General features: G+C 72.2%; 17 protein-coding genes. 3 read left to right on the top strand and 14 right to left on the bottom strand.

Features of this window, described 5'->3' with window-relative positions; genetic code table 11:
• Positions 1 to 138: 138 nt before the first annotated feature.
• The 5 genes from rpsG to ACZ43H_RS23525 all read right to left on the bottom strand — a co-directional run bounded on the left by rpsG (position 139) and on the right by ACZ43H_RS23525 (position 4,559).
• A complete protein-coding gene (gene rpsG, locus ACZ43H_RS23545; RefSeq protein WP_379184629.1) occupies positions 139 to 609 on the bottom strand; it encodes a 30S ribosomal protein S7 in 471 nt (156 codons plus the stop codon).
• 1 nt (position 610) lies between these two features.
• Positions 611 to 985: a 30S ribosomal protein S12 gene (rpsL, locus tag ACZ43H_RS23540; protein WP_011757353.1), complete on the bottom strand. Its 375-nt coding sequence runs from the start codon at positions 983 to 985 to the stop codon at positions 611 to 613.
• 139 nt (positions 986 to 1,124) lie between these two features.
• Positions 1,125 to 2,429, bottom strand: coding sequence for an MFS transporter (locus ACZ43H_RS23535; RefSeq protein ID WP_464586865.1), 1,305 nt, complete (start codon positions 2,427 to 2,429; stop codon positions 1,125 to 1,127).
• Positions 2,430 to 2,454: 25 nt separating this feature from the next.
• Positions 2,455 to 2,904: a MarR family winged helix-turn-helix transcriptional regulator gene (locus ACZ43H_RS23530; protein WP_464586863.1), complete on the bottom strand. Its 450-nt coding sequence runs from the start codon at positions 2,902 to 2,904 to the stop codon at positions 2,455 to 2,457.
• 167 nt (positions 2,905 to 3,071) lie between these two features.
• Positions 3,072 to 4,559, bottom strand: a complete 1,488-nt coding sequence (locus tag ACZ43H_RS23525; protein WP_464586862.1) for an NCS2 family permease — start codon at positions 4,557 to 4,559, stop codon at positions 3,072 to 3,074.
• A gap of 77 nt (positions 4,560 to 4,636) precedes the next feature.
• Between ACZ43H_RS23525 and ACZ43H_RS23520 the strand changes: the two genes are divergently transcribed.
• Positions 4,637 to 4,924, top strand: a complete 288-nt coding sequence (locus ACZ43H_RS23520; protein WP_464586861.1) for a DUF2530 domain-containing protein — start codon at positions 4,637 to 4,639, stop codon at positions 4,922 to 4,924.
• Positions 4,925 to 4,956: 32 nt separating this feature from the next.
• Here ACZ43H_RS23520 and ACZ43H_RS23515 read toward each other — a convergent pair whose 3' ends face one another.
• Positions 4,957 to 5,730, bottom strand: coding sequence for a DUF3027 domain-containing protein (locus ACZ43H_RS23515; RefSeq protein WP_464590904.1), 774 nt, complete (start codon positions 5,728 to 5,730; stop codon positions 4,957 to 4,959).
• A gap of 144 nt (positions 5,731 to 5,874) precedes the next feature.
• Between ACZ43H_RS23515 and ACZ43H_RS23510 the strand changes: the two genes are divergently transcribed.
• Positions 5,875 to 7,332 carry an MFS transporter gene (locus tag ACZ43H_RS23510; protein WP_464586859.1) on the top strand — a complete coding sequence of 486 codons (1,458 nt, stop codon included), beginning with the start codon at positions 5,875 to 5,877 and terminating at the stop codon, positions 7,330 to 7,332.
• Positions 7,333 to 7,357: 25 nt separating this feature from the next.
• Here the strand turns inward: ACZ43H_RS23510 and ACZ43H_RS23505 are convergent, their stop codons facing one another.
• Positions 7,358 to 7,753, bottom strand: a complete 396-nt coding sequence (locus ACZ43H_RS23505) for a cold-shock protein (RefSeq protein WP_464586858.1) — start codon at positions 7,751 to 7,753, stop codon at positions 7,358 to 7,360.
• A gap of 114 nt (positions 7,754 to 7,867) precedes the next feature.
• Positions 7,868 to 9,322, bottom strand: a complete 1,455-nt coding sequence (gene larE, locus ACZ43H_RS23500; RefSeq protein WP_464586856.1) for an ATP-dependent sacrificial sulfur transferase LarE — start codon at positions 9,320 to 9,322, stop codon at positions 7,868 to 7,870.
• Positions 9,323 to 9,446: 124 nt separating this feature from the next.
• Here larE and ACZ43H_RS23495 point away from each other — a divergent pair, with 124 nt between their 5' ends.
• Entirely contained in the window at positions 9,447 to 11,603 is a 2,157-nt protein-coding gene (locus ACZ43H_RS23495; RefSeq protein WP_464586854.1) for a S8 family serine peptidase, read from the top strand.
• Positions 11,604 to 11,707: 104 nt separating this feature from the next.
• Here the strand turns inward: ACZ43H_RS23495 and ACZ43H_RS23490 are convergent, their stop codons facing one another.
• The 6 genes from ACZ43H_RS23490 to ACZ43H_RS23465 all read right to left on the bottom strand — a co-directional run bounded on the left by ACZ43H_RS23490 (position 11,708) and on the right by ACZ43H_RS23465 (position 18,185).
• Positions 11,708 to 13,327, bottom strand: a complete 1,620-nt coding sequence (locus ACZ43H_RS23490; RefSeq protein WP_464586852.1) for an AMP-binding protein — start codon at positions 13,325 to 13,327, stop codon at positions 11,708 to 11,710.
• A 42-nt stretch (positions 13,328 to 13,369) separates the two neighbouring features.
• Positions 13,370 to 13,924 carry a dihydrofolate reductase family protein gene (locus tag ACZ43H_RS23485; protein WP_464586850.1) on the bottom strand — a complete coding sequence of 185 codons (555 nt, stop codon included), beginning with the start codon at positions 13,922 to 13,924 and terminating at the stop codon, positions 13,370 to 13,372.
• A 25-nt stretch (positions 13,925 to 13,949) separates the two neighbouring features.
• A complete protein-coding gene (locus ACZ43H_RS23480) occupies positions 13,950 to 14,618 on the bottom strand; it encodes a histone deacetylase (protein ID WP_464586848.1) in 669 nt (222 codons plus the stop codon).
• A gap of 157 nt (positions 14,619 to 14,775) precedes the next feature.
• Positions 14,776 to 16,131, bottom strand: a complete 1,356-nt coding sequence (locus ACZ43H_RS23475) for an MFS transporter (RefSeq protein ID WP_464586847.1) — start codon at positions 16,129 to 16,131, stop codon at positions 14,776 to 14,778.
• A gap of 75 nt (positions 16,132 to 16,206) precedes the next feature.
• Positions 16,207 to 16,989 (bottom strand): 3-hydroxybutyrate dehydrogenase, encoded by a 783-nt coding sequence (locus ACZ43H_RS23470; RefSeq protein ID WP_464586845.1) that lies wholly within the window; start codon positions 16,987 to 16,989, stop codon positions 16,207 to 16,209.
• 254 nt (positions 16,990 to 17,243) lie between these two features.
• On the bottom strand, positions 17,244 to 18,185 hold the full coding sequence (locus tag ACZ43H_RS23465; protein WP_464586844.1) for a hypothetical protein: 942 nt from the start codon (positions 18,183 to 18,185) through the stop codon (positions 17,244 to 17,246).
• Positions 18,186 to 18,260 lie beyond the last annotated feature (75 nt).

Raw genomic sequence — 18,260 nt, 5'->3', positions numbered from 1 at the left:
GATGCCGATGTTGCGGACCTTGTTGAGGTCAGTGGTGATGTCGACGGCCACGGTTACTCGTGATCCCCTCGGGTGAAAAGTGCGGATGGTCTGACGACCGGCGGTGCCGCGCCCGGTCGGGCGGGCACCGCCGTACGGTCACCAGCGGTAGTGAGAGAAGGCCTTGTTGGACTCGGCCATCTTGTGGGTGTCCTCGCGGCGCTTCACAGCGGCACCGAGGCCGTTGGAGGCGTCGAGGATCTCGTTCATCAGACGCTCGGACATCGTCTTCTCACGACGGTCCTGGGCGTAGCCGACCAGCCAGCGCAACGCCAGCGTGGTGCCACGGCCGCCCTTGACCTCGATCGGGACCTGGTAGGTCGCACCGCCGACGCGGCGGGGCTTGACCTCGATGGCCGGCTTGACGTTGTCGAGCGCACGCTTGAGCGTCAGCACCGGGTCGGTGCCGGTCTTCTCGCGGCAACCCTCGAGCGCGGTGTAGACGATGCGCTGCGCGACCTGCTTCTTGCCGTCCTGCAGGATCTTGCTGACCAGCTGGGAGACCAGCTGGGACCCGTAGACGGGGTCGATGTCGATGGGGCGCTTCGGCGCGGGACCCTTGCGCGGCATGTCAGCTCTTCTCCTTCTTGGCGCCGTAGCGGCTGCGGGCCTGCTTGCGGTTCTTCACGCCCTGGGTGTCGAGCGTGCCGCGGATGATCTTGTAACGGACACCGGGGAGGTCCTTCACACGGCCGCCGCGCACGAGCACGATCGAGTGCTCCTGGAGGTTGTGGCCCACGCCCGGGATGTAAGCGGTGACCTCGACGCCGCTCGACAGGCGCACGCGGGCGACCTTGCGGAGGGCGGAGTTCGGCTTCTTCGGGGTGGTGGTGTAGACGCGCGTGCATACGCCGCGTCGCTGGGGCGAACCCTTGAGGGCAGGCGTCTTGTTCTTCGACACCTTGTCCTGGCGGCCCTTGCGGACCAGCTGCTGAATGGTGGGCACCTTGGTGGTTCCCCTTCTTGTCCTCTAGTCAGAACCCGACACCTTGCCGGGCACGATGATGCTGCTTGCTGCTGTGTGCCTGTGATGTGAGTGCTGGCGCCGCTCGCGGGCCTGAACCTGAGGGGTCTCGGGCCGCGGGCTATTTCCGAGCACGCGCAACGGTCTGGTCGTCCCAGACACGAGGAATGAGATTACTCGGGCGCACGGCAGGGGTCAAAACGGTGCGCAGGCCCCCACGCAGGTGGGCGTGGACGAGGACGGCGACCAGGACGCCGACCATGGTCAGCACCCCGCCGGAGACGAGCGTCCACCGGGCACCGAGGTGCTCCCCGATCCAGCCGATGATCGGCGAGCCGATCGGGGTGCCGCCCATCACGATGGTCATGTAGAGGGCCATCACCCTACCGCGCAGGGCCGGGTCGGACTCCAGCTGCATGGTCGCGTTGGCGCTGTTGAGCAGGGTCAGGGTGCACAGCCCGATGACGGGCGCGAACACCGCGAAGGCGACGTACGACGGGAGCAGGCCGGCCACGATCTCGGCCGCGCCGAACCCCAGTGCGGCCACCACGAGGAGCCGCAGCCGGATCCGGGTGCGGCGGGCGGCCAGCAGGGCCCCGGTCAGCGAGCCGACGGCCATCGCCGAGCCGAGGATCCCGAACTCCCCCGCCCCCTTGCCGAACACCTGGGTCGCCATCAGCGCCGACGTGATCTGGAAGTTCATCCCGAAGGTGCCCGCGAAGAACACCATGATCAGGATCATCACCATCTTGGGCTGGCTGCGGACGTAGCGGACCCCCTCGAGGAGCATCCCGGGGGTCTTGGGTCGCAGCTCGGCGGTGTGCAGCAGAAGTGGGTCCATGCGCTCCAGCTGCCAGATCACCGCGGCGTACGACGCGGCGTTGATCAGGATGACCCACCCGGTCGCCGAGGCGCCGCCACCGAGGGCGCCGATCATCAGGCCGGCGAGACCGGGGCCGGCGATCCGGGCGACGTTGAAGGTCGCGGAGTTCAGGCCGACCGCGTTCGTCAGGTCGTCGGGGCCGACCATCTCGGAGACGAACGACTGCCGGGCCGGGGCGTCGAAGGCGGAGCCGATGCCGAAGGCGAACGCGATGACGTAGACGTGCCAGGTCTGCGCGACCCCGGTGACGGCCAGCACCCCGAGCAGCAGGGACGCGACCGCCATGGCCAGCTGGGTCACCTGGAGCAGCCGGCGCTTGGGGAACCGGTCCGCGATCACCCCGGCGTACGGCGAGAGCAGGAGCACCGGGAGGAACTGCAGGCCGGTGGTGATCCCGATCGCGGTCCCGCTGTTGCCCGACAGCTGGAGCACCAGCCAGTCCTGCGCCACCCGCTGCATCCAGGTGCCGGTGTTCGACACCACGCTGCCGGCGAGGTAGCGACGGTAGTTGGGGTTGACGAGGGCGCGGAACGTGGGGCTCAAGGGTGTGGATCAGTCCTTCATTCGCTCATTCGCTCTGGGCGAGTCGTTCGAGGATCGGGGCGGCCTTGCGCAGCGCGGCGCGCTCCTCGGGGCTGAGGTCGCGCAGGCGCGTGGCCAGCCAGGCGTCGCGGCGGGCGCGGTCGGCCAGCAGGGTCGCCCGGCCACTGTCGGACAGGCCCACCAGGACCTGCCGGCCGTCGGTCGCGTGCGGGCGGCGGGCGACGTACCCGCCCTCCTCGAGGCAGTTGACGGTGCGGGTCATGCTCGGCGGCTGCACGCGCTCGTGGGCGGCCAGCTCCCCGATGGTGAGGTCGCCGTTGCGGTACAGCGCACCCAGCACGGCCATCTGGTTCAGGCTCAGCTCGTTGTCGGGGTGGCGCTCGTTGGCCAGCCGCCGGCGCAGCCGCATGACCGAGAGCCGGAGCTCGGAAGCGAGCCCGGCGTCCGTCCTGGCGACCTTCTCAACAGTGGGCATGTCGTTAGCATAAGTCATTACCTGTGCTAACTATTCCGGCGCAGGACGCCGAGTCGGCGCAGGTGCACCCCACAACGACGCCGAGCCGGCGTTCCTTGACACATGAGGCGTCAAGGAACGCCGACTCGGCGTGGGCCTCGGGTCGAGACGGGTCGACCCGACGGGGTTCAGCTCAGCCAGGCGGTGATCGGGCTGATCGCGAAGTAGACGACGAAGAGCGCCGCGATCACCCACATGAGCGGGTGGACCTGGGAGATCTTGCCGCGCACCGACTTGATCAGGACGAAGGCGAGGAAGCCCGCCCCGATGCCGACCGAGATCGAGTAGGTGAAGGGCATCAGCACGATCGTGAGGAACGCCGGGATGGCGATCTCGAGGTCGTCCCAGTCGATGCCCTTGACCTGCTGCATCATCAGGAAGCCGACCAGCACCAGCGCCGGGACCGCGGCCTCGTTCGGGATGATCTCGACCACGGGCGAGAACAGCGTCGCGAACAGGAAGAGCAGGCCGGTGACGACGCTGGCCAGACCGGTCCGGGCGCCCTCGGCGACACCGGACGCGGACTCGATGTAGGAGGTGTTGCTCGAGACGCCCGCGACACCGCCACCGGCGGCCGCGATCGAGTCGACGACCAGGATGCGCTTGGTGTTCGGCGGGTTGCCCTCGGCGTCGAGCAGACCGGCCTCGGCGCCGATGGCGGTCATCGTGCCCATGGTGTCGAAGAAGTCGGCCAGCATCAGCGTGAAGACGAAGAGCGCGGCCGTCACGACGCCGGCGTTCTCCCAGGAGCCCAGCAGGTTGAAGTCGCCGACCAGGCCGAAGTTCGGCTTCTCGATGATGTCGGTGGGCCAGGCGGGCACGTTGAGGTTCCAGCCCTTGGGGTTGACCGACCCGTCCGCGGCGAAGGTGGGGCCGACGTGCGCGAGCTTCTCCACGACGATGGCCAGCAGGGTGGTGGTGACGATCGAGATCAGGATGGCTCCGCGCATGCCCGTGACGTAGAGCGCGATGACCAGGGCCAGGCCGACGGCGAAGACGAGGACCGGCCAGCCCTGGAGCTGACCGCCGATGCCGAGCTCGACCGGGACCGGTCCGGCGCCGGTACGACGTACGAAGCCGGCGTCGACGAGGCCGATCAGCGCGATGAACAGCCCGATGCCGACCGAGATGGCGGTCTTGAGCTGGGCGGGGACCGCGCGGAAGACGGCCTCCCGGAAGCCGGTGAGCACCAGCACCAGGATGACCAGGCCCTCGATCACGACCAGGCCCATCGCGTCGGCCCAGGTCATCTGGCTGGCGATCGAGAACGTGACGAAGGCGTTGAGCCCGAGCCCGGTGGCCAGCGCCAGCGGGTAGTTCGCCACCACGCCCATCAGGATCGTGAGCACACCCGCCGCCAGCGCGGTGCAGGCGGCGATGGTGGTGAAGTCGCCCCCCGCCAGCAGGTCGCCGTTCATGTCCTTGCCCTGGAGCAGGATGATCGGGTTGAGGACGATGATGTAGGCCATCGTCAGGAAGGTGACGATGCCGCCGCGGACCTCTCGACCCACGGTGGACCCGCGTTCGGAGATCTTGAAGAATCCGTCGAGGCCGCCGGCCCTGCGCGTCGAGGTCGAGGTGCTGGTGCCGCTGCCCGTTCTGCCCTGGTTGCTCACGGGCCGTCATTCTGGCAGACGTCGTGTTTCGCGCGGGTGACATCCGGCGTGGAGCGTGACTCGACTAACGTGGAGACGTGGAGTTCCGCGACGACCAGCCGATGCAGCACGAGATCGGCAACCGCACCTACATCGTGGCCGACGTCGAGCCGCTCGACGTCGACGGGGTCCGGACCGTGGAGGTCGGCGTCGCCCTGTGGCTGATCGCCTTCGTCGCCCTGCTCCCCTTCTACGGGCGGCTGCAGGACGAGGGCCGGGTGTGGTGGCTGTGGACCTGCCTGGCCGGCTTCGGCCTCGGGCTGTTCGGCCTGGAGTACTGCCGGCGTCGCCGCAAGGCCCGTCGCGAGCTGCGCGCCGCCGACTGACTCCTCACGGCGAGCTTGCGCCGACTCGACCCTCAGAACCTCTCGACGTCGCCGGGGGTGAGGGTGTCGAAGACGGGCTCCGGCAGGGGCAGCGGCTCGTGCTTCTTGGCCAGCCGCACCTCGGAGTGGGCGCCGCAGCCGTGGTCGAACGACACGATCCGACCGTCGTCGTTGGCGTCGCCGTTCGCGCAGACGCCGAACATCTCCGAGAGCGGGCCGTTGATCCTGAGCAGGAAGCCGCAGGTGGTGCAGCTGTCCGGCGCCGACTGGGCCAGCGGCGAGGCCGGGCCGCCGTCGCCGTCGTACCAGCGCTGGGCGGCGAGCTCGCGACCCTCGAGCGAGAGGGTGCGCACGCGCCCGAGGCCGAGGTCGGTCGCGACCTGGCGGACCTGGGCCTTCTCGTCGGCGTCGAGCGGGTCGTCGCCGAAGGAGTACGTCGGGACCAGCCGCGGGTCGTCGTCGTCGACCGGCAGCAGGTCGCCCGGGGAGAGGTCACCCGGCTTGATCCGCTCGCGGTAGGGCACCCACTCGGGGGCGACGATGGCCTCGACGCCGGGCACCAGGACGACCTCGTCGATGGTGACCGCCTTCTGGCGGGGGGCACGGGCGACGGTGACCGACCAGCGCCAGCCGACGTAGCCGGCCCGCTCGCAGGCGAAGAGGTGGGTGACCAGGCGCTCCCCCTCGACCACGTGACCGAGGTGCTCGCCCACGTCCGCGGGGTCGACCTCCTCGACGAGCGCGGCACGGGCCGCGTCCACCGCAGCCACGGCGGCGGCATCGGGCTTGGTGCGCACGGAGGTCATCACGGGCGAAATCATGACCCATGAGGCCCCGGGCTGTCAGGTCGACCCCTCGACGAGGCTCCCCCGGCCTCCTGGTCCGGCCTCATCCCCGGCCCCGGGGTGTCCGGGCGGTGTGGTGTCCTCGGCAGCGGGCAGGATGGGGGCATGACCGCTCCGCACCCTGACTCCCCGGCCGGGGAGCCGCGCTGGTCGGGCACCGCACCGGACCCGGGGACGGCCGGCGAGGAGGCCCCCTCCGGGGACCGCACCGGGCCCGTGGGCCGCGGGCTCGGCACCGGCGCGCGGGCCACCGCCCGCGGGGTGCGCGGCGTCGCCCGGGTCACCGGTCGGGCCGGTCGGTTCGCGGTCGGGCAGGCGCGCCGCGCCGCCCGGGCGGAGGGGGCCGGCGACTCCGGGCTCTCCCGGCTGATCGAGATGCACGCCTTCAACACCGCCGGTGACGCCGCCGTCGCGATCTCGCTCGCCGGCACGCTGTTCTTCCAGGTGCCCACCGGTGAGGCGCGCGGGCAGGTCGCCCTCTTCCTCGGCCTGACCATGCTGCCGTTCGCGGTCGTGGCCCCGCTGATCGGACCCTTCCTCGACCGCTTCAGCCACGGGCGGCGCTGGGCGATCGGCGCGACGATGGCCCTGCGCGGCTTCCTGTGCTGGGTGCTGGCGACCGCGGTCGTGGAGGAGTCGCGCTGGCTCTTCCCCGCCGCGCTGGGCGTGCTCGTGGCGTCCAAGGCGTACGGCGTGACCCGGGCCGCCGCCGTACCCCGCCTCGTGCCGCCGTCCTTCACCCTGGTCAAGGCCAACGCCCGGATCTCCCTGGCGGGCATCGTCGGGGCCGGCGTCTCCGCCCCCATCGCCGCCCTCGCCTCGACCGTCGGCCCGGAGTGGTCGCTGCGCTACGCGTTCGTGTTGTTCGTGGTCGCCACGATCCTCGCGATCCGACTTCCCGCGAAGGTCGACTCCAGCCAGGGCGAGATCCGCCTTGCCCTCGGTCCCGGCCCCTCCGCGCCCCGACCGGACACCAGCGGTCGCCCGGCCCGCCCGCACGTCCCGCCGGCGGTGGCGTTCGCGCTGCGCGCCAACTGCGGGCCACGGTGGCTGTCGGGCTTCCTGGTGATGTTCATGGCGTTCCTGCTGCGGGAGAACCCGATCGGCGACTGGAGCCCGGAGGTGCTGCTCGCGATCGTCATCGGCGCGGCCGGCGCCGGCAACACCCTCGGCATCGCACTGGGCTCCCTGATGCGCCGCGTCGACCCGATGACGACGGTGGTGCTCGCGCTGGTCGCGGACGTGGTGCTGGTCCTGCTCGCGGCGCTCTTCTACGGCGTGGTCACCGTCGCCCTGCTCGGGCTCACCGCGGGCCTGGCCCAGGCGCTGGCGAAGCTCTCCCTGGACGCGACCATCCAGCGCGACGTGCCCGAGCGCGTGCAGTCCTCCGCCTTCGCCCGGTCCGACACCACGCTGCAGCTGGCGTGGGTGCTCGGGGGCTTCCTGGGGATCGCCCTGCCGCTCATCCCCCGGCTCGGGCTCGGCATCGCCTGCGCCGTGCTCGCCGCGTGGGCGGTCTACGTGCTCTCGAGCCGGCCCGGCAGCGTCGGGCCGGCCCAGTAGCCTGCCGGCCCGGTAGCGGGAGGCCTCAGAGCTCGAGCTCGTCCGCGAGGGCGCGGAGCAGCTTCGCGGTGGGGCGCGCCGTGCGCGCGTCGGGGTGGCGGCCGTGGCGGTAGCCCTCACCGACGCCGTCGAGCAGGCGGATCAGGTCCTCCACGATCGGGACCATCTCCTCGGGCTTCTTGCGGCGTGCCTGCGACTGGCCACGCGACACCGACGCCGGGGCGTCGACCACCCGCACCTGGAGCGCCTGGTCACCGCGGCGCCCCTGGGCGATCCCGAACTCCACCCGGGTGCCGGCCTTGAGGCTGGTCGTCCCCTCGGGCAGCGCCTCCGCGCGCACGTAGACGTCCGGGCCGTCCTGCTGGGACAGGAAGCCGAAACCCTTCTCGGCGTCGAACCACTTCACCTTGCCAGTGGGCACGGGCGGGACCTCTCGTGTGCGCGCCGCGGCCTCGTGCCGCGGGCGTTGGGCAAGCCTATGTCGGCGCGCTCGTGCGCTGCCAACCAGTTCCGGGCGCCACCGGGGCGCCGGCTCTCACGGACGCAGCGCGTCGTTCATCGAGCCCGACCGGAAGCCCCGGGGGTCGAGGGCGGCCTCGTGGAACCCGGCGCGGCGCACGTCGGCCAGCAGCCCGTCCGCCAGCTCGCCCCCCGGGTGGAGCGGCCCGTCGAGCAGCGCCCGGTCGACCTCCACCGACGCCCGTTCGCCGAGGTCGCGGACCCGCAGGTCGCGCAGGGGTACGCCGTGCTCCCGCAGCAGCGCGCGCACCGCGGCCTCGGCCCGCTCGACCCGGGCCAGCCGGTGCGGGGTCACCTCGACGCCGTAGGCCACCCGGGAGGACAGGCAGGCGGCGGCCGGCTTGTCCCAGGTGGGCAGCTCCCACCGCCGCGAGGCCTCACGCACCTGCGCCTTGGTCAGGCCGGCGTCACGCAGCGGGGTGATCGCGCCCCGCTCGGCCGCGGCCCGGATCCCCGGGCGGAACCCGGCGACCGCGTCGTCGGCGTTGGTGCCCGTGGCCACGTGGGCCAGGCCGCGCTCGGCAGCCAGCGGGGTCAGCACGTCGAGCAGCTCGGCCTTGCAGAAGAAGCAGCGGTCCCCTCCGTTGGCGCGGTAGCCCTCACGCTCCATCTCGTGGGTCCGCGGCGTCAGCACGTCCACCCCGAGGGACTCCGCGAACACCCGGGCCGGGTCACGCTCGGCCTCCGGCAGCGAGTGGGAGTAGCCGGTCGCCGCCGCGACCCGGTCGGGCCCCAGCGCCCGGACGGCGGCCGCCAGCAGGAAGGCGCTGTCGGCGCCGCCGCTGTAGGCCACCAGCACCGACCCGCGGTCGCGCAGGTCGGCCTCGAGGGCCGCCAGCCGCGTGGTGAGCAGGTGCTCGTCGAGCCAGGCCGGGAACTCGTCGAGGCCCTCGAGCACCACGTGGGTGCCGGCCTCGAGCAGCTCCGCGCGGGTGCAGCCCCCGGTCAGGACCGAGACACTGATCGCCCCCGCGGCCAGGGCGCCCTCCACGTCGTGCACGTGGTCACCGACGTAGATCGCGGCGCCCTCGCGGCGCAGCACGTCGGCCTTCCCGACGCCCCACACCCAGCCCTCGACGTGGTCGACGTCGAGCGCGAGGTGGTCGACGTGGCGCCGCGCGTTGTCGGGGAACTTGCCGGTCACCACGACGACGCGGCCGCGCTGGCGGCGTACCGCCTCGATGGCCTCGTGGGCGCCCGGCAGCACCGGAACGGGGGCCACCGCGTGGTCGGGGTAGAGGGCCCGGAAGCGGTCGCCGGCGGGGCCGACCGCATCCTCCGCGAGGTGCTCGCCGAGGAGGTGCTCGAGGGGCGGGCCGAGCCGCGCGGTCATCTCGGCCACCGGGAAGTCGACACCCAGCTCAGCGCCGAGCACCTGCAGGGTCGCGCTGAAGCCCGGCACCGTGTCGATGAGCGTCATGTCGAGGTCGAAGCCGACCACGAGGGGCGTCGTCGAGGGGGTGGGGACCATGGCGCCAAGGGTAGGCAGCCGACCGCCGGACGCTGGAATCGGGCGCGATCGCCTGCCACGCTGTGGCGCCTTGGGTCAGAATGGGAACTTCGCGAACGAGACGGGCACCGAGAGGGAGGCAGACGTGGGGGGTCGGGCACACCTGCGAGACCGGGCGTCCGGGCGTCGCGCCCTGGCCGGGGTCGCATCCGCCCTCGCGCTGGTCGCGGCTGCGGCCGGCCTGGTCGGGCTGCTCGCGCCGGCGTCCGCGGCCGCCGACACCGCGCTCTACCTGGTGACGCTCGACGGGCCTGGCACCTCCGGGGACCGGGGCGTGATCCCCGCCTCGCTGCACCGGCTGAAGCTGCGCCAGGAGCAGGACGACGTGCTCGCTCAGGTCGGCTCGCCCACCCCGGTCTACCGCTGGACGACCGCCCTCAACGGCGTCGCCGTACGCCTCACCCGCGCCGAGGCGGACACCCTCGCCGCCGACTCCCACGTCGCGCTCGTGGAGAAGAACGCCGTACGCCGCCTGGCCGGTGCCGCGCCCGCCTCGGGGGGCCTCACCGGTCCCGGCCACCGGCGCGGGGGCGCCGGCACGGTCATCGGCGTCGTCGACTCGGGGATCTGGCCCGACAACCCGCTCTTCTCCGACGTCCCGCGCCTGGGCCGCGGCCCCCACGGCTTCCACGGCTCGTGCCAGGCCGGCGAGGGCTGGGGCAGCGACACCTGCAACCGCAAGCTCGTGGGGGCCCGGTGGTACGTCGACGGCTTCGGCACCGACCGGGTCCGCACCTCCTCCTCGCTCTCCCCGCGTGACGACGACGGCCACGGCAGCGAGATGGCCTCGATCGCGGCCGGCAACGCCGGTGTCTCGGTGCTGGTCCACGGCCAGCGGCTCGGCGGATACGGCGGCATGGCGCCCCAGTCCCGGCTCGCGGTCTACAAGGCCTGCTGGACCGCGCCCGACCCGGCCGACGACGGCTGCGCGACGGCGGACCTGGTCACCGCGATCGACCAGGCCACCCGCGACGGGGTCGACGTCCTCAACCTCTCGGTCGGCGGTCCGCCCACGTTCGACACGGTCGAGCGAGCCCTGCTGGGCGCCGCGGAGGCGGACGTCGTCGTGGTCGCGGCCGCCGGCAACACCGGCTCGCACGGCTTCGCCGCCCACCCCGGCCCCTGGGTCACCACGGTCGGGGGCACGACCGACGTGGTCCGCCGCGGTCGAGTGGCCCTCGACGGCGGCCCCTCGCTGACCGGCGCGATGGCCTCCACCCGTGGCGTGGGCCCCGCGCGGCTCGTCGTCGGCGGGCAGTCCGCGGCCCCGGGCGCATCCCGGGCAGCCGCCCGGGTGTGCACCCCGGGCAGCCTCGACGCCGGCAAGGTCCGCGGCGCGGTCGTGCTCTGCGAGCGCGGCAGCATCGGCCGGGTCGACAAGTCCCGCGCCGTCGACGAGGCGGACGGCGTGGGCATGGTGCTGGCCAACCCCGGCCCCGGCACCGTCGACTCCGACTTCCACAGCGTGCCCACGGTCCATCTCGACCGGGCAGACTCCGCGGCGCTGCGCGCCTGGCACGCCGCCCACCCCCGTGGCCGGGTGGCGCTCCGCCCCGCGGGGGTCGAGCACCCGCCGGCGCGACTGGCGCGCTTCACGGCCGGTGGTGACCCCACGGCGGCCGTGCTCAAGCCCGACGTCGTCGCTCCCGGCGTGGGGCTGCTCGGGGCCGTCCCGCCCACGGTGCGCGACACCCGCTGGGACTTCGTGTCCGGGACGTCCGCGGCCACGGCGTACACCTCCGGCACCGCAGCCCTGCTCCGCTCCCGCAACGGCTGGTCGGCCAGCGTCGTCCGCTCGGTCCTCGCGACCACCGCCGCCCCGCTGACTGGCTCGCCGTCGGCGCTGCGCACCGGCGCGGGCCGGGTCAGGTCGTCCGTGGTCCGCCCCGGCGTCGTGTACGCCGTGCCGCCGCACCGCTACCGCGCGTGGCTCGACGGCTCCGTGGCCCCGGGCCGGCTGAACACCCCCTCGCTGCTGCTGAGGGGGGACGAGTCCTCCGCCGCCCGGACGATCACCAACGTCGGCCGCAGGGCGCTGTACTTCAGCTCGTCGGCGTCGGGGTTCACCCGTCACTCGGTCGTGGTGCGGCCGGCGGCCGTGCGGCTGGCGCCCGGCGAGAGCGCTCGCTTCACGGTGCGGGTCAGCCACCGCGCCGGGATCCACCCGCTCGACGACGGCTGGATCACCTGGCGTGGCGGCAACGGCACGTCGGCCCGGATTCCCGTGCTCATCGGGCGCTGAGCACCGGCCACGCCGGTCAACCTGCGCCGACTCGGGGCGGGTGGGACGTCAACCCGCGCCGACTGGGGGTGGGTGGGACGTCAACTGGCGCCGACTCGGCGTTGCTAGAGGAGGCCGAGCTGCTTCGCGGACTCCTCGCGCATCTGGACCTTGCGGATCTTGCCGGTGACGGTCATCGGGAACTCCTCGACCACCATCACGTAGCGCGGGATCTTGTAGTGCGCGAGCTTCCCGGTCGCGTAGGCGCGCACGGCGTCGGCGTCCAGCGGCTCCGCGCCGGCCTTCATCCTGACCCACGCGCAGAGCTCCTCGCCGTACTTCTCGTCGGGGACGCCGATCACCTGCACGTCCTCCACGTCGGGGTGCTGGTAGAGGAACTCCTCGATCTCGCGCGGGTAGACGTTCTCCCCGCCGCGGATCACCATGTCCTTGATACGGCCGACGATGTTGCAGTAGCCGTCCTCGCGCATCTCGGCGAGGTCGCCGGTGTGCATCCAGCCGTCGGCGTCGATGGCCTCGGCGGTCTTCTCCGGGTCGTCCCAGTAGCCGAGCATCACCGAGTAGCCGCGGGTGCAGAACTCGCCGGTCCGTCCGCGCTCGACGGTCTCCCCCGTCACCGGGTCGACGATCTTGATCTCGACGTGCGGGTGCACCCGGCCGATGGTGGCGGTACGCCGCTCGAGGTCGTCGTCGGCGCGGGTCTGGCAGGAGACCGGGCTGGTCTCGGTCATGCCGTAGGCGATCGACACCTCGGTCATGTTCATCTCGTTGACACAGCGCTTCATCACCTCGACCGGGCAGATCGAGCCGGCCATGATCCCGGTGCGCAGGGTGGACAGGTCGTGCTCGGCGAACGTCGGGTGGTTCTGCATGGCGATGAACATGGTCGGGACGCCGTACACGCCCGTGCAGCGCTCCGCGGCGATCGTGCGCAGCGTGGTCTCGGGGTCGAAGCCGGGCGCCGGGATCACCATCGTGGCGCCGTGGGTGGTGCAGCCGAGGTTGGCCATCACCATCCCGAAGCAGTGGTAGAAGGGCACCGGGATGCACAGCCGGTCCTCCGGGCCGAGGTTGATCAGCTCGGTCGTGAAGTAGCCGTTGTTGAGGATGTTGCGGTGCGACAGCGTGGCGCCCTTGGGGTAGCCCGTGGTGCCCGAGGTGTACTGGATGTTGATCGGGTCGTGGGGGTCCAGGGTGGCCATCCGCTCCGCGACAGCCCCCGCCGGGACGGACTCCCCGCCCGCCACCAGCTCGGCCCAGTCGTCGGTGTCGACGTAGACCACGCGCTGCAGGTCCGGGCACTGGCCGCGGACCTCGTCCACCATCGCCCGGTAGTCGCTGGTCTTGAAGGCCGACGCGGCGAGGAGCAGGCGCAGCCCGCTCTGGTTGACCGCGTAGGCGAACTCGTGGGTGCGGTAGGCCGGGTTGACGTTGACCAGCACCGCGCCGACCTTGGCGCAGGCGTACTGCGTCAGCGTCCACTCCGCGCAGTTCGGCGCCCAGATCCCGACCCGGTGGCCCTTCTCGACGCCGGCGGCGATCACCCCGCGCGCCAACGCGTCGACGTCGCGGTCCAGCTCGGCCCACGTCCAGCGCCGGCCGCTGGCCACCTCCACCAGGGCCTCGCGGTCGCGGTGGGCGGCGACCGTCCGCTCGAAGTTGGCTCCGATGGTCTCCTCGAGCAGCGGCGGCTCGAGCTCTCCGGCGGCGTACGACTCGGTCATGGGCCGAAACCTACGCTGCCCGGTGCCGGCTCGCCATCGGCCTCAGCGCAGCGGCCGGAACACCTGGTGCTGGACGCCGTTGGAGTACGTCGTGGTGTCGACCAGCGACAGCTTCACCTTGTCCTCGGCGTCGTGAGGGAACAGCCTTCGGCCGCTGCCGAGGACGACCGGGAACACCGACAGCCGCATCTCGTCGACGAGCCCGGCCGCCAGCAGGCCCTGGGTCAGCAGCAGGCTGCCCTGCACGATGATCGGGCCGCCGTCGCCCTCTCGGAGGCGGGCCACGTCGTCGAAGGAGACCACGGAGGTGTTGTTCCACTCCGGGTCGCGGACGGTCGAGGAGACGACGTACTTGGGCATCGCGTTGAAGCCGGCGAAGTAGTCCATCGTCGGCCAGATCGGCGCGAACGCCTCGTAGGAGCGGGCGCCCATGACGAAGGCGGTGGCCTCCTCCTGCTCGCGGCCCTTCACCTCGTAGAACGCCGGGTCCGCCTCCAGGTCGAAGGTCCAGCCGGCGTGCCGGTAGCCGGGCTCGCCGCCCGGGGCCTCGGCAACGCCGTCGACGGAGACGAAGTGGGTGGTGATCAGGGTGCGCATGGGGTGATCCTCTCGTTGGTCGGTGTCACCCTCTCCACGAACGTCGCGGAGCCGGCACGACACCCGTGGGAGAAGTTTCTCCGGAGACTTCTCCCGACCTCCTCGGCCGGGGCACCGTGGGTAGCACCGAGTCGAGGTACGCCGACACCTCGGCCTCGCCCCAGCCGCGCGACTCGCGCAGCCCCAGCGCGATCGTCTCGAGGTACGCCGGCGCCGGGTGCGCGTGCGCCACGTGGTCGGCCCCGTGCGGGGCGGTGAAGGTCAGCAGCGGCAGTCCGTCGTGGCGGCCGACCTCGACGAGCGTCTCGTACCGTCCGGGGCCGGCGGTGTGCCGCCCGCCGTCGAGCGGACTGAGCACGACCTCCTCGATCGGGTCACCGTCCCGGGGGACCCGGTGCATCTCCTGAGCGGCGATGTCGGCGAACTGCGCGGCGGTCACCAGGTAGCCACGGCCCGCGGTGAACCCGGGGGTGTCGTGGTCGTAGAAGGCGACGCCACCGCCCCACTGGGGCGACTCGCCGGCGAAGTAGAGGGTCCCGGGGAGGTCGACGGGGACGCTGCGGGCCGGCGGCGTCCGGTCCCTCGCCCCTGGGTGGGCCCGGCTGCCGCCGGGTGGTCGACCACCCTCGAGGTAGGCGGCGAGCCGCGCGGCGGACATGTTGGAGCCGTAGCTGACGTACCAGACGTGGGACATGACCTCCGGGACCGTACCCGCAGCACCGACCCGCCACACGTCAGTGGCGGGTCGGTGGACTGTGGGTGTCGACACACGACGGGTCGACGTGCCTCACGCGTGAAGCTGCGACGGGTCGACGTACCTCACGCGTAAAGCTGCGACAGGTCGACGTGCCTCACGCCGGGTCGCTGGCCAGCACCCGGTCGTGACGCAGGGAGGAGGCGCGGGTCTCCCGGGCGAAGAGCACGGCGACGATGGTGAGCACCGAGGCGATCGCGACGTAGATGCCGACCGCGGTGGTGTTGCCGTCGGAGACGTCGCCGAGCAGCTTCAGCGCGATGATCGGGGCGAGCGCGCCGGCCAGGATCGAGGCGAGCTGGTAACCGACCGAGGCGCCCGTGTAGCGCACCGAGGTGCCGAACAGCTCGGAGAAGAACGCCGCCTGCGGGGCGTACATCAGCGAGTGCAGGACCAGGCCGACCACCACGCCGAGCAGGATCAGCGAGGGCTCCTTGGTGTCGAGCAGGTTGAAGAAGACGAAGGTCCAGATGCCCACGCCGATCGCGCCGGCGAGGTAGAGCGGGCGCCGGCCGACCTTGTCGGAGAGCGCACCGAAGGCCGGCACGATGGCGAACTGCACCGCGGCGCCGATGAGCAGGGCGCGCAGGATGACCGGCTTGTCCACCGCGATGTAGGTGGTGGCGTAGGTGATCGAGATGACCGTGAAGATGTAGTAGCTGATGTTCTCGGCCATCCGCATGCCCATGGCCACGAAGACCTCGCGCGGGTACTCCCTGATGACCTCGAGGATCGGCATCCCGCGGTCCTGCTTCTCCATCTCCTGCTTGGCCTCGGCGAAGACCGGCGACTCCTCGATCGTGATGCGCACCCACATGCCGACCGCGACGAGCACGGCGCTCAGCAGGAACGGGATGCGCCAGCCCCAGTCGAGGAAGGCGGCGTCGGACTGCACCGCCGCGAGGATCCAGAGCACGCCGGTGGCGAGCAGGTTGCCCATCGCCACTCCGGCCTGCGGCCACGAGGCCCAGAAGCCGCGCCAGCCGTCGCTGCCGTGCTCGGAGACCATGAGGACCGCACCGCCCCACTCGCCGCCGACGGCGAAGCCCTGCAGCAGCCGGCAGAAGACGAGGAGCACCGGGGCGGCCAGCCCGATCGAGGCGTACGTCGGCAGGAGGCCGATCGCGAAGGTGCCGATGCCCATCATCAGCAGCGAGGCGACCAGCATCTTCTTGCGGCCGACCCGGTCACCGAAGTGCCCGAACACCACGCCACCGATGGGGCGGGCGACGAAGCCGAGGGCGTAGGTCATGAAGGCGTAGAGCGTGCCGGTGGTGCCGCCGATCTCGCCGAAGAAGACCTCGCCGAAGACCAGCGCGGCGGCCGATCCGAAGAGGAAGAAGTCGTACCACTCGGTCGCCGTGCCGATCAGGCTGGCGAAGACGACCTTGCCGATGGATCGGCGTCCGGGCTCGGTCCCCCGGTCGTGGGTCGGGACGGTTTGCGCGGTCATGCGGGTTCTCCCTTTCGGTGCTGCACAGCTGTTGCGGGGTCGGTGGTGGGGGGCGGAGCCGGCCGGGCAGGTCGGCTACTGGGCGGTCCAGCCGCCGTCGAGGAGGAAGGACGAGCCGGTGACCGAGTCGGTCCCGGGGCCGCACAGGTAGCCGACGACGTCGGCCACCTCCTCGGGCTCGACGAGCCGCTTGACGGGGGTGCGGGCCAGCAGCACGTCGTCGACGACCTGGGTCTCCTCGACGCCGTGGGTCTCGGCCTGGGCGGCGATCTGGCCCTCCACGAGCGGGGTGCGCACGTAGCCGGGGCAGACGGTGTTGCTGGTGACGCCGCGACCGGCGGCCTCGAGCGCGATCACCTTCGAGAGGCCCTCGAGGCCGTGCTTGGCGCTGACGTAGGCGGCCTTGTACGGCGACGCGCGGTGGCCGTGCACGCTGGACACGTGGACGAGCCGGCCCCAGCCCCGGGCGTACATGCCGGGCAGCAGCCGCCGGGCCAGCCGGAACGGCGCCTCGAGCATGAGCCGGTGGATCAGCGCGAACCGCTCGGGGTCGAAGTCCTCGACCGGGGCGACGTGCTGTATCCCCGCGTTGTTGACGAGGATGTCGACGTCGACGTCGAGGGCGTCGATGGCGGCGCCGTCGGTCAGGTCGAGGCCGCGCGACTCGCCACCGATCGACGCGGCGACCTTGGCGGCCCCCTCGTCGTCGAGGTCGAGGACGGTGACGTGGGCGCCGAGCTCGGCGAGGCGGGTGGCGACGGCGGCGCCGATGCCGCTGGCTCCGCCGGTGACGAGGGCGGTGCGGCCGGTCAGGGGGTGGCCCGGCGCCGGCCGGGATGTGACGGGGGTCTCCTGCATGACCCGACCGTAGGGTCGGACCCGGATCCACCTGAACGGCTCGTATCACCACAGCCTGGCCCGATACCTGTGGCTGATCCACATGTCCAGGTTCGACCCGAGGTGGCTCACCGGGTGTGTTCCATCCGCAGACGGCCGACTCTCGTGGGTGACCTCGAGCCCGTGCTGGTGTGCGTGTGGTGACCTGCCGCCCGCGCTCGGGGACTTGCGCCACCTGAGGGTCGGCTACGCCACCGCGGTCGCGGTCCGATTCGCTAGCGGAAGGTCACCTCGGTGGCGTCCTGGTGGACCAGCCGCGCTTCTCGTTCGAGCTCGGGCCGCCGCGGCAGGCCCGGCGGGAGCGCGGCGGCCATCGCCTCGAACACCCGGCGGACGGCCGCGTCGTCGTAGTCGGCGAGCCGGTGGGAGGCGCGGACCAGACAGCCGCCGGCCGGCAGCGTCCGGACGTCGGTGAAGGCGCCGCTGGCCCGGACCGCCTCCTCCCCGCCAAGCCGCCCGAGCGCGCCGCCGGGGAGCAGCGTGACCCAGGAGTAGCCGCGCAGCAGGTCGGTGCCGAGCAGCTCCTCGGCGAACAGGCACAGGGCCGTCTCGAGCGGGGTGCGGAAGTCCCCGCCGGTGTCGTCGGCGAGGAACCCGCCGGCGGGCGGGACCTCGAGCTGTTCGGCCTGCTCTGTCAGGAAGGTCGCCCACTGCTGGGCCGTCTGCTCCCATCGGGCGTCGTCAGCGGGGCGGGGCGTGACGAGCGCTTCGAGTCGGGTCCAGCCCTGGTAGCCGGGATGGTCCCGTTTCACCGTGAGCTTCACGAGCTCACCGCCGCCGTCGGTGCCGTGCTCACTGAGCTCCGACATCTCGACGCTCAGCTCGCGGAAGTCGGTGTCGGCGGCGGCCAGGAACCGCTCCCAGGTCACGGGGGTCCACGCGTGCACCGAGATCTGGTGTCTCCGGTTGTCGGGTGTCACCGCGAGCGTGCCCCACGGGGTGCCGGGCTCGCCGTACGCGCCCCGGTGCCGGGACAGGCTCCGGGTGGTGAGCGGCGGCGCGTCCAGCAGCGCCTGAACCTGGTCCGCGGCCAGTGCCGACAGCCCCGCCTCGAGCCACCTGCGGGCGATCCTCGCCAGCAGCAGCGGATCCTCAGGGGTGCGGATGTCGATCTCGGCGTGCAGCATGTCGGGCTCCCGCCACATCACGTTCGTCAACGCTCCTTCCTCCGCGGATCTGCTGCCCGAGCGGAGGAACGGCTCGCCCGTCCGCACTGACGCGAGTCCCCTCTC

Source organism: Nocardioides sp. DN36 (assembly GCF_055380375.1).
Note: the sequence above shows the minus strand (reverse complement) of the source record. Positions and strands in the feature narration are given on the sequence as shown.

Coding starts and splice junctions, on each gene's coding strand:
- ACZ43H_RS23485 (WP_464586850.1), bottom strand. CDS start 13,924: ATGCGCACCCTGATCACCACCCACTTCGTCTCCGTCGACGGCGTTGCC.
- ACZ43H_RS23490 (WP_464586852.1), bottom strand. CDS start 13,327: ATGACCGAGTCGTACGCCGCCGGAGAGCTCGAGCCGCCGCTGCTCGAG.
- ACZ43H_RS23470 (WP_464586845.1), bottom strand. CDS start 16,989: ATGCAGGAGACCCCCGTCACATCCCGGCCGGCGCCGGGCCACCCCCTG.
- larE (WP_464586856.1), bottom strand. CDS start 9,322: ATGGTCCCCACCCCCTCGACGACGCCCCTCGTGGTCGGCTTCGACCTC.
- rpsG (WP_379184629.1), bottom strand. CDS start 609: ATGCCGCGCAAGGGTCCCGCGCCGAAGCGCCCCATCGACATCGACCCC.
- ACZ43H_RS23480 (WP_464586848.1), bottom strand. CDS start 14,618: ATGTCCCACGTCTGGTACGTCAGCTACGGCTCCAACATGTCCGCCGCG.
- ACZ43H_RS23515 (WP_464590904.1), bottom strand. CDS start 5,730: ATGACCTCCGTGCGCACCAAGCCCGATGCCGCCGCCGTGGCTGCGGTG.
- ACZ43H_RS23510 (WP_464586859.1), top strand. CDS start 5,875: ATGACCGCTCCGCACCCTGACTCCCCGGCCGGGGAGCCGCGCTGGTCG.
- ACZ43H_RS23530 (WP_464586863.1), bottom strand. CDS start 2,904: ATGCCCACTGTTGAGAAGGTCGCCAGGACGGACGCCGGGCTCGCTTCC.
- ACZ43H_RS23475 (WP_464586847.1), bottom strand. CDS start 16,131: ATGACCGCGCAAACCGTCCCGACCCACGACCGGGGGACCGAGCCCGGA.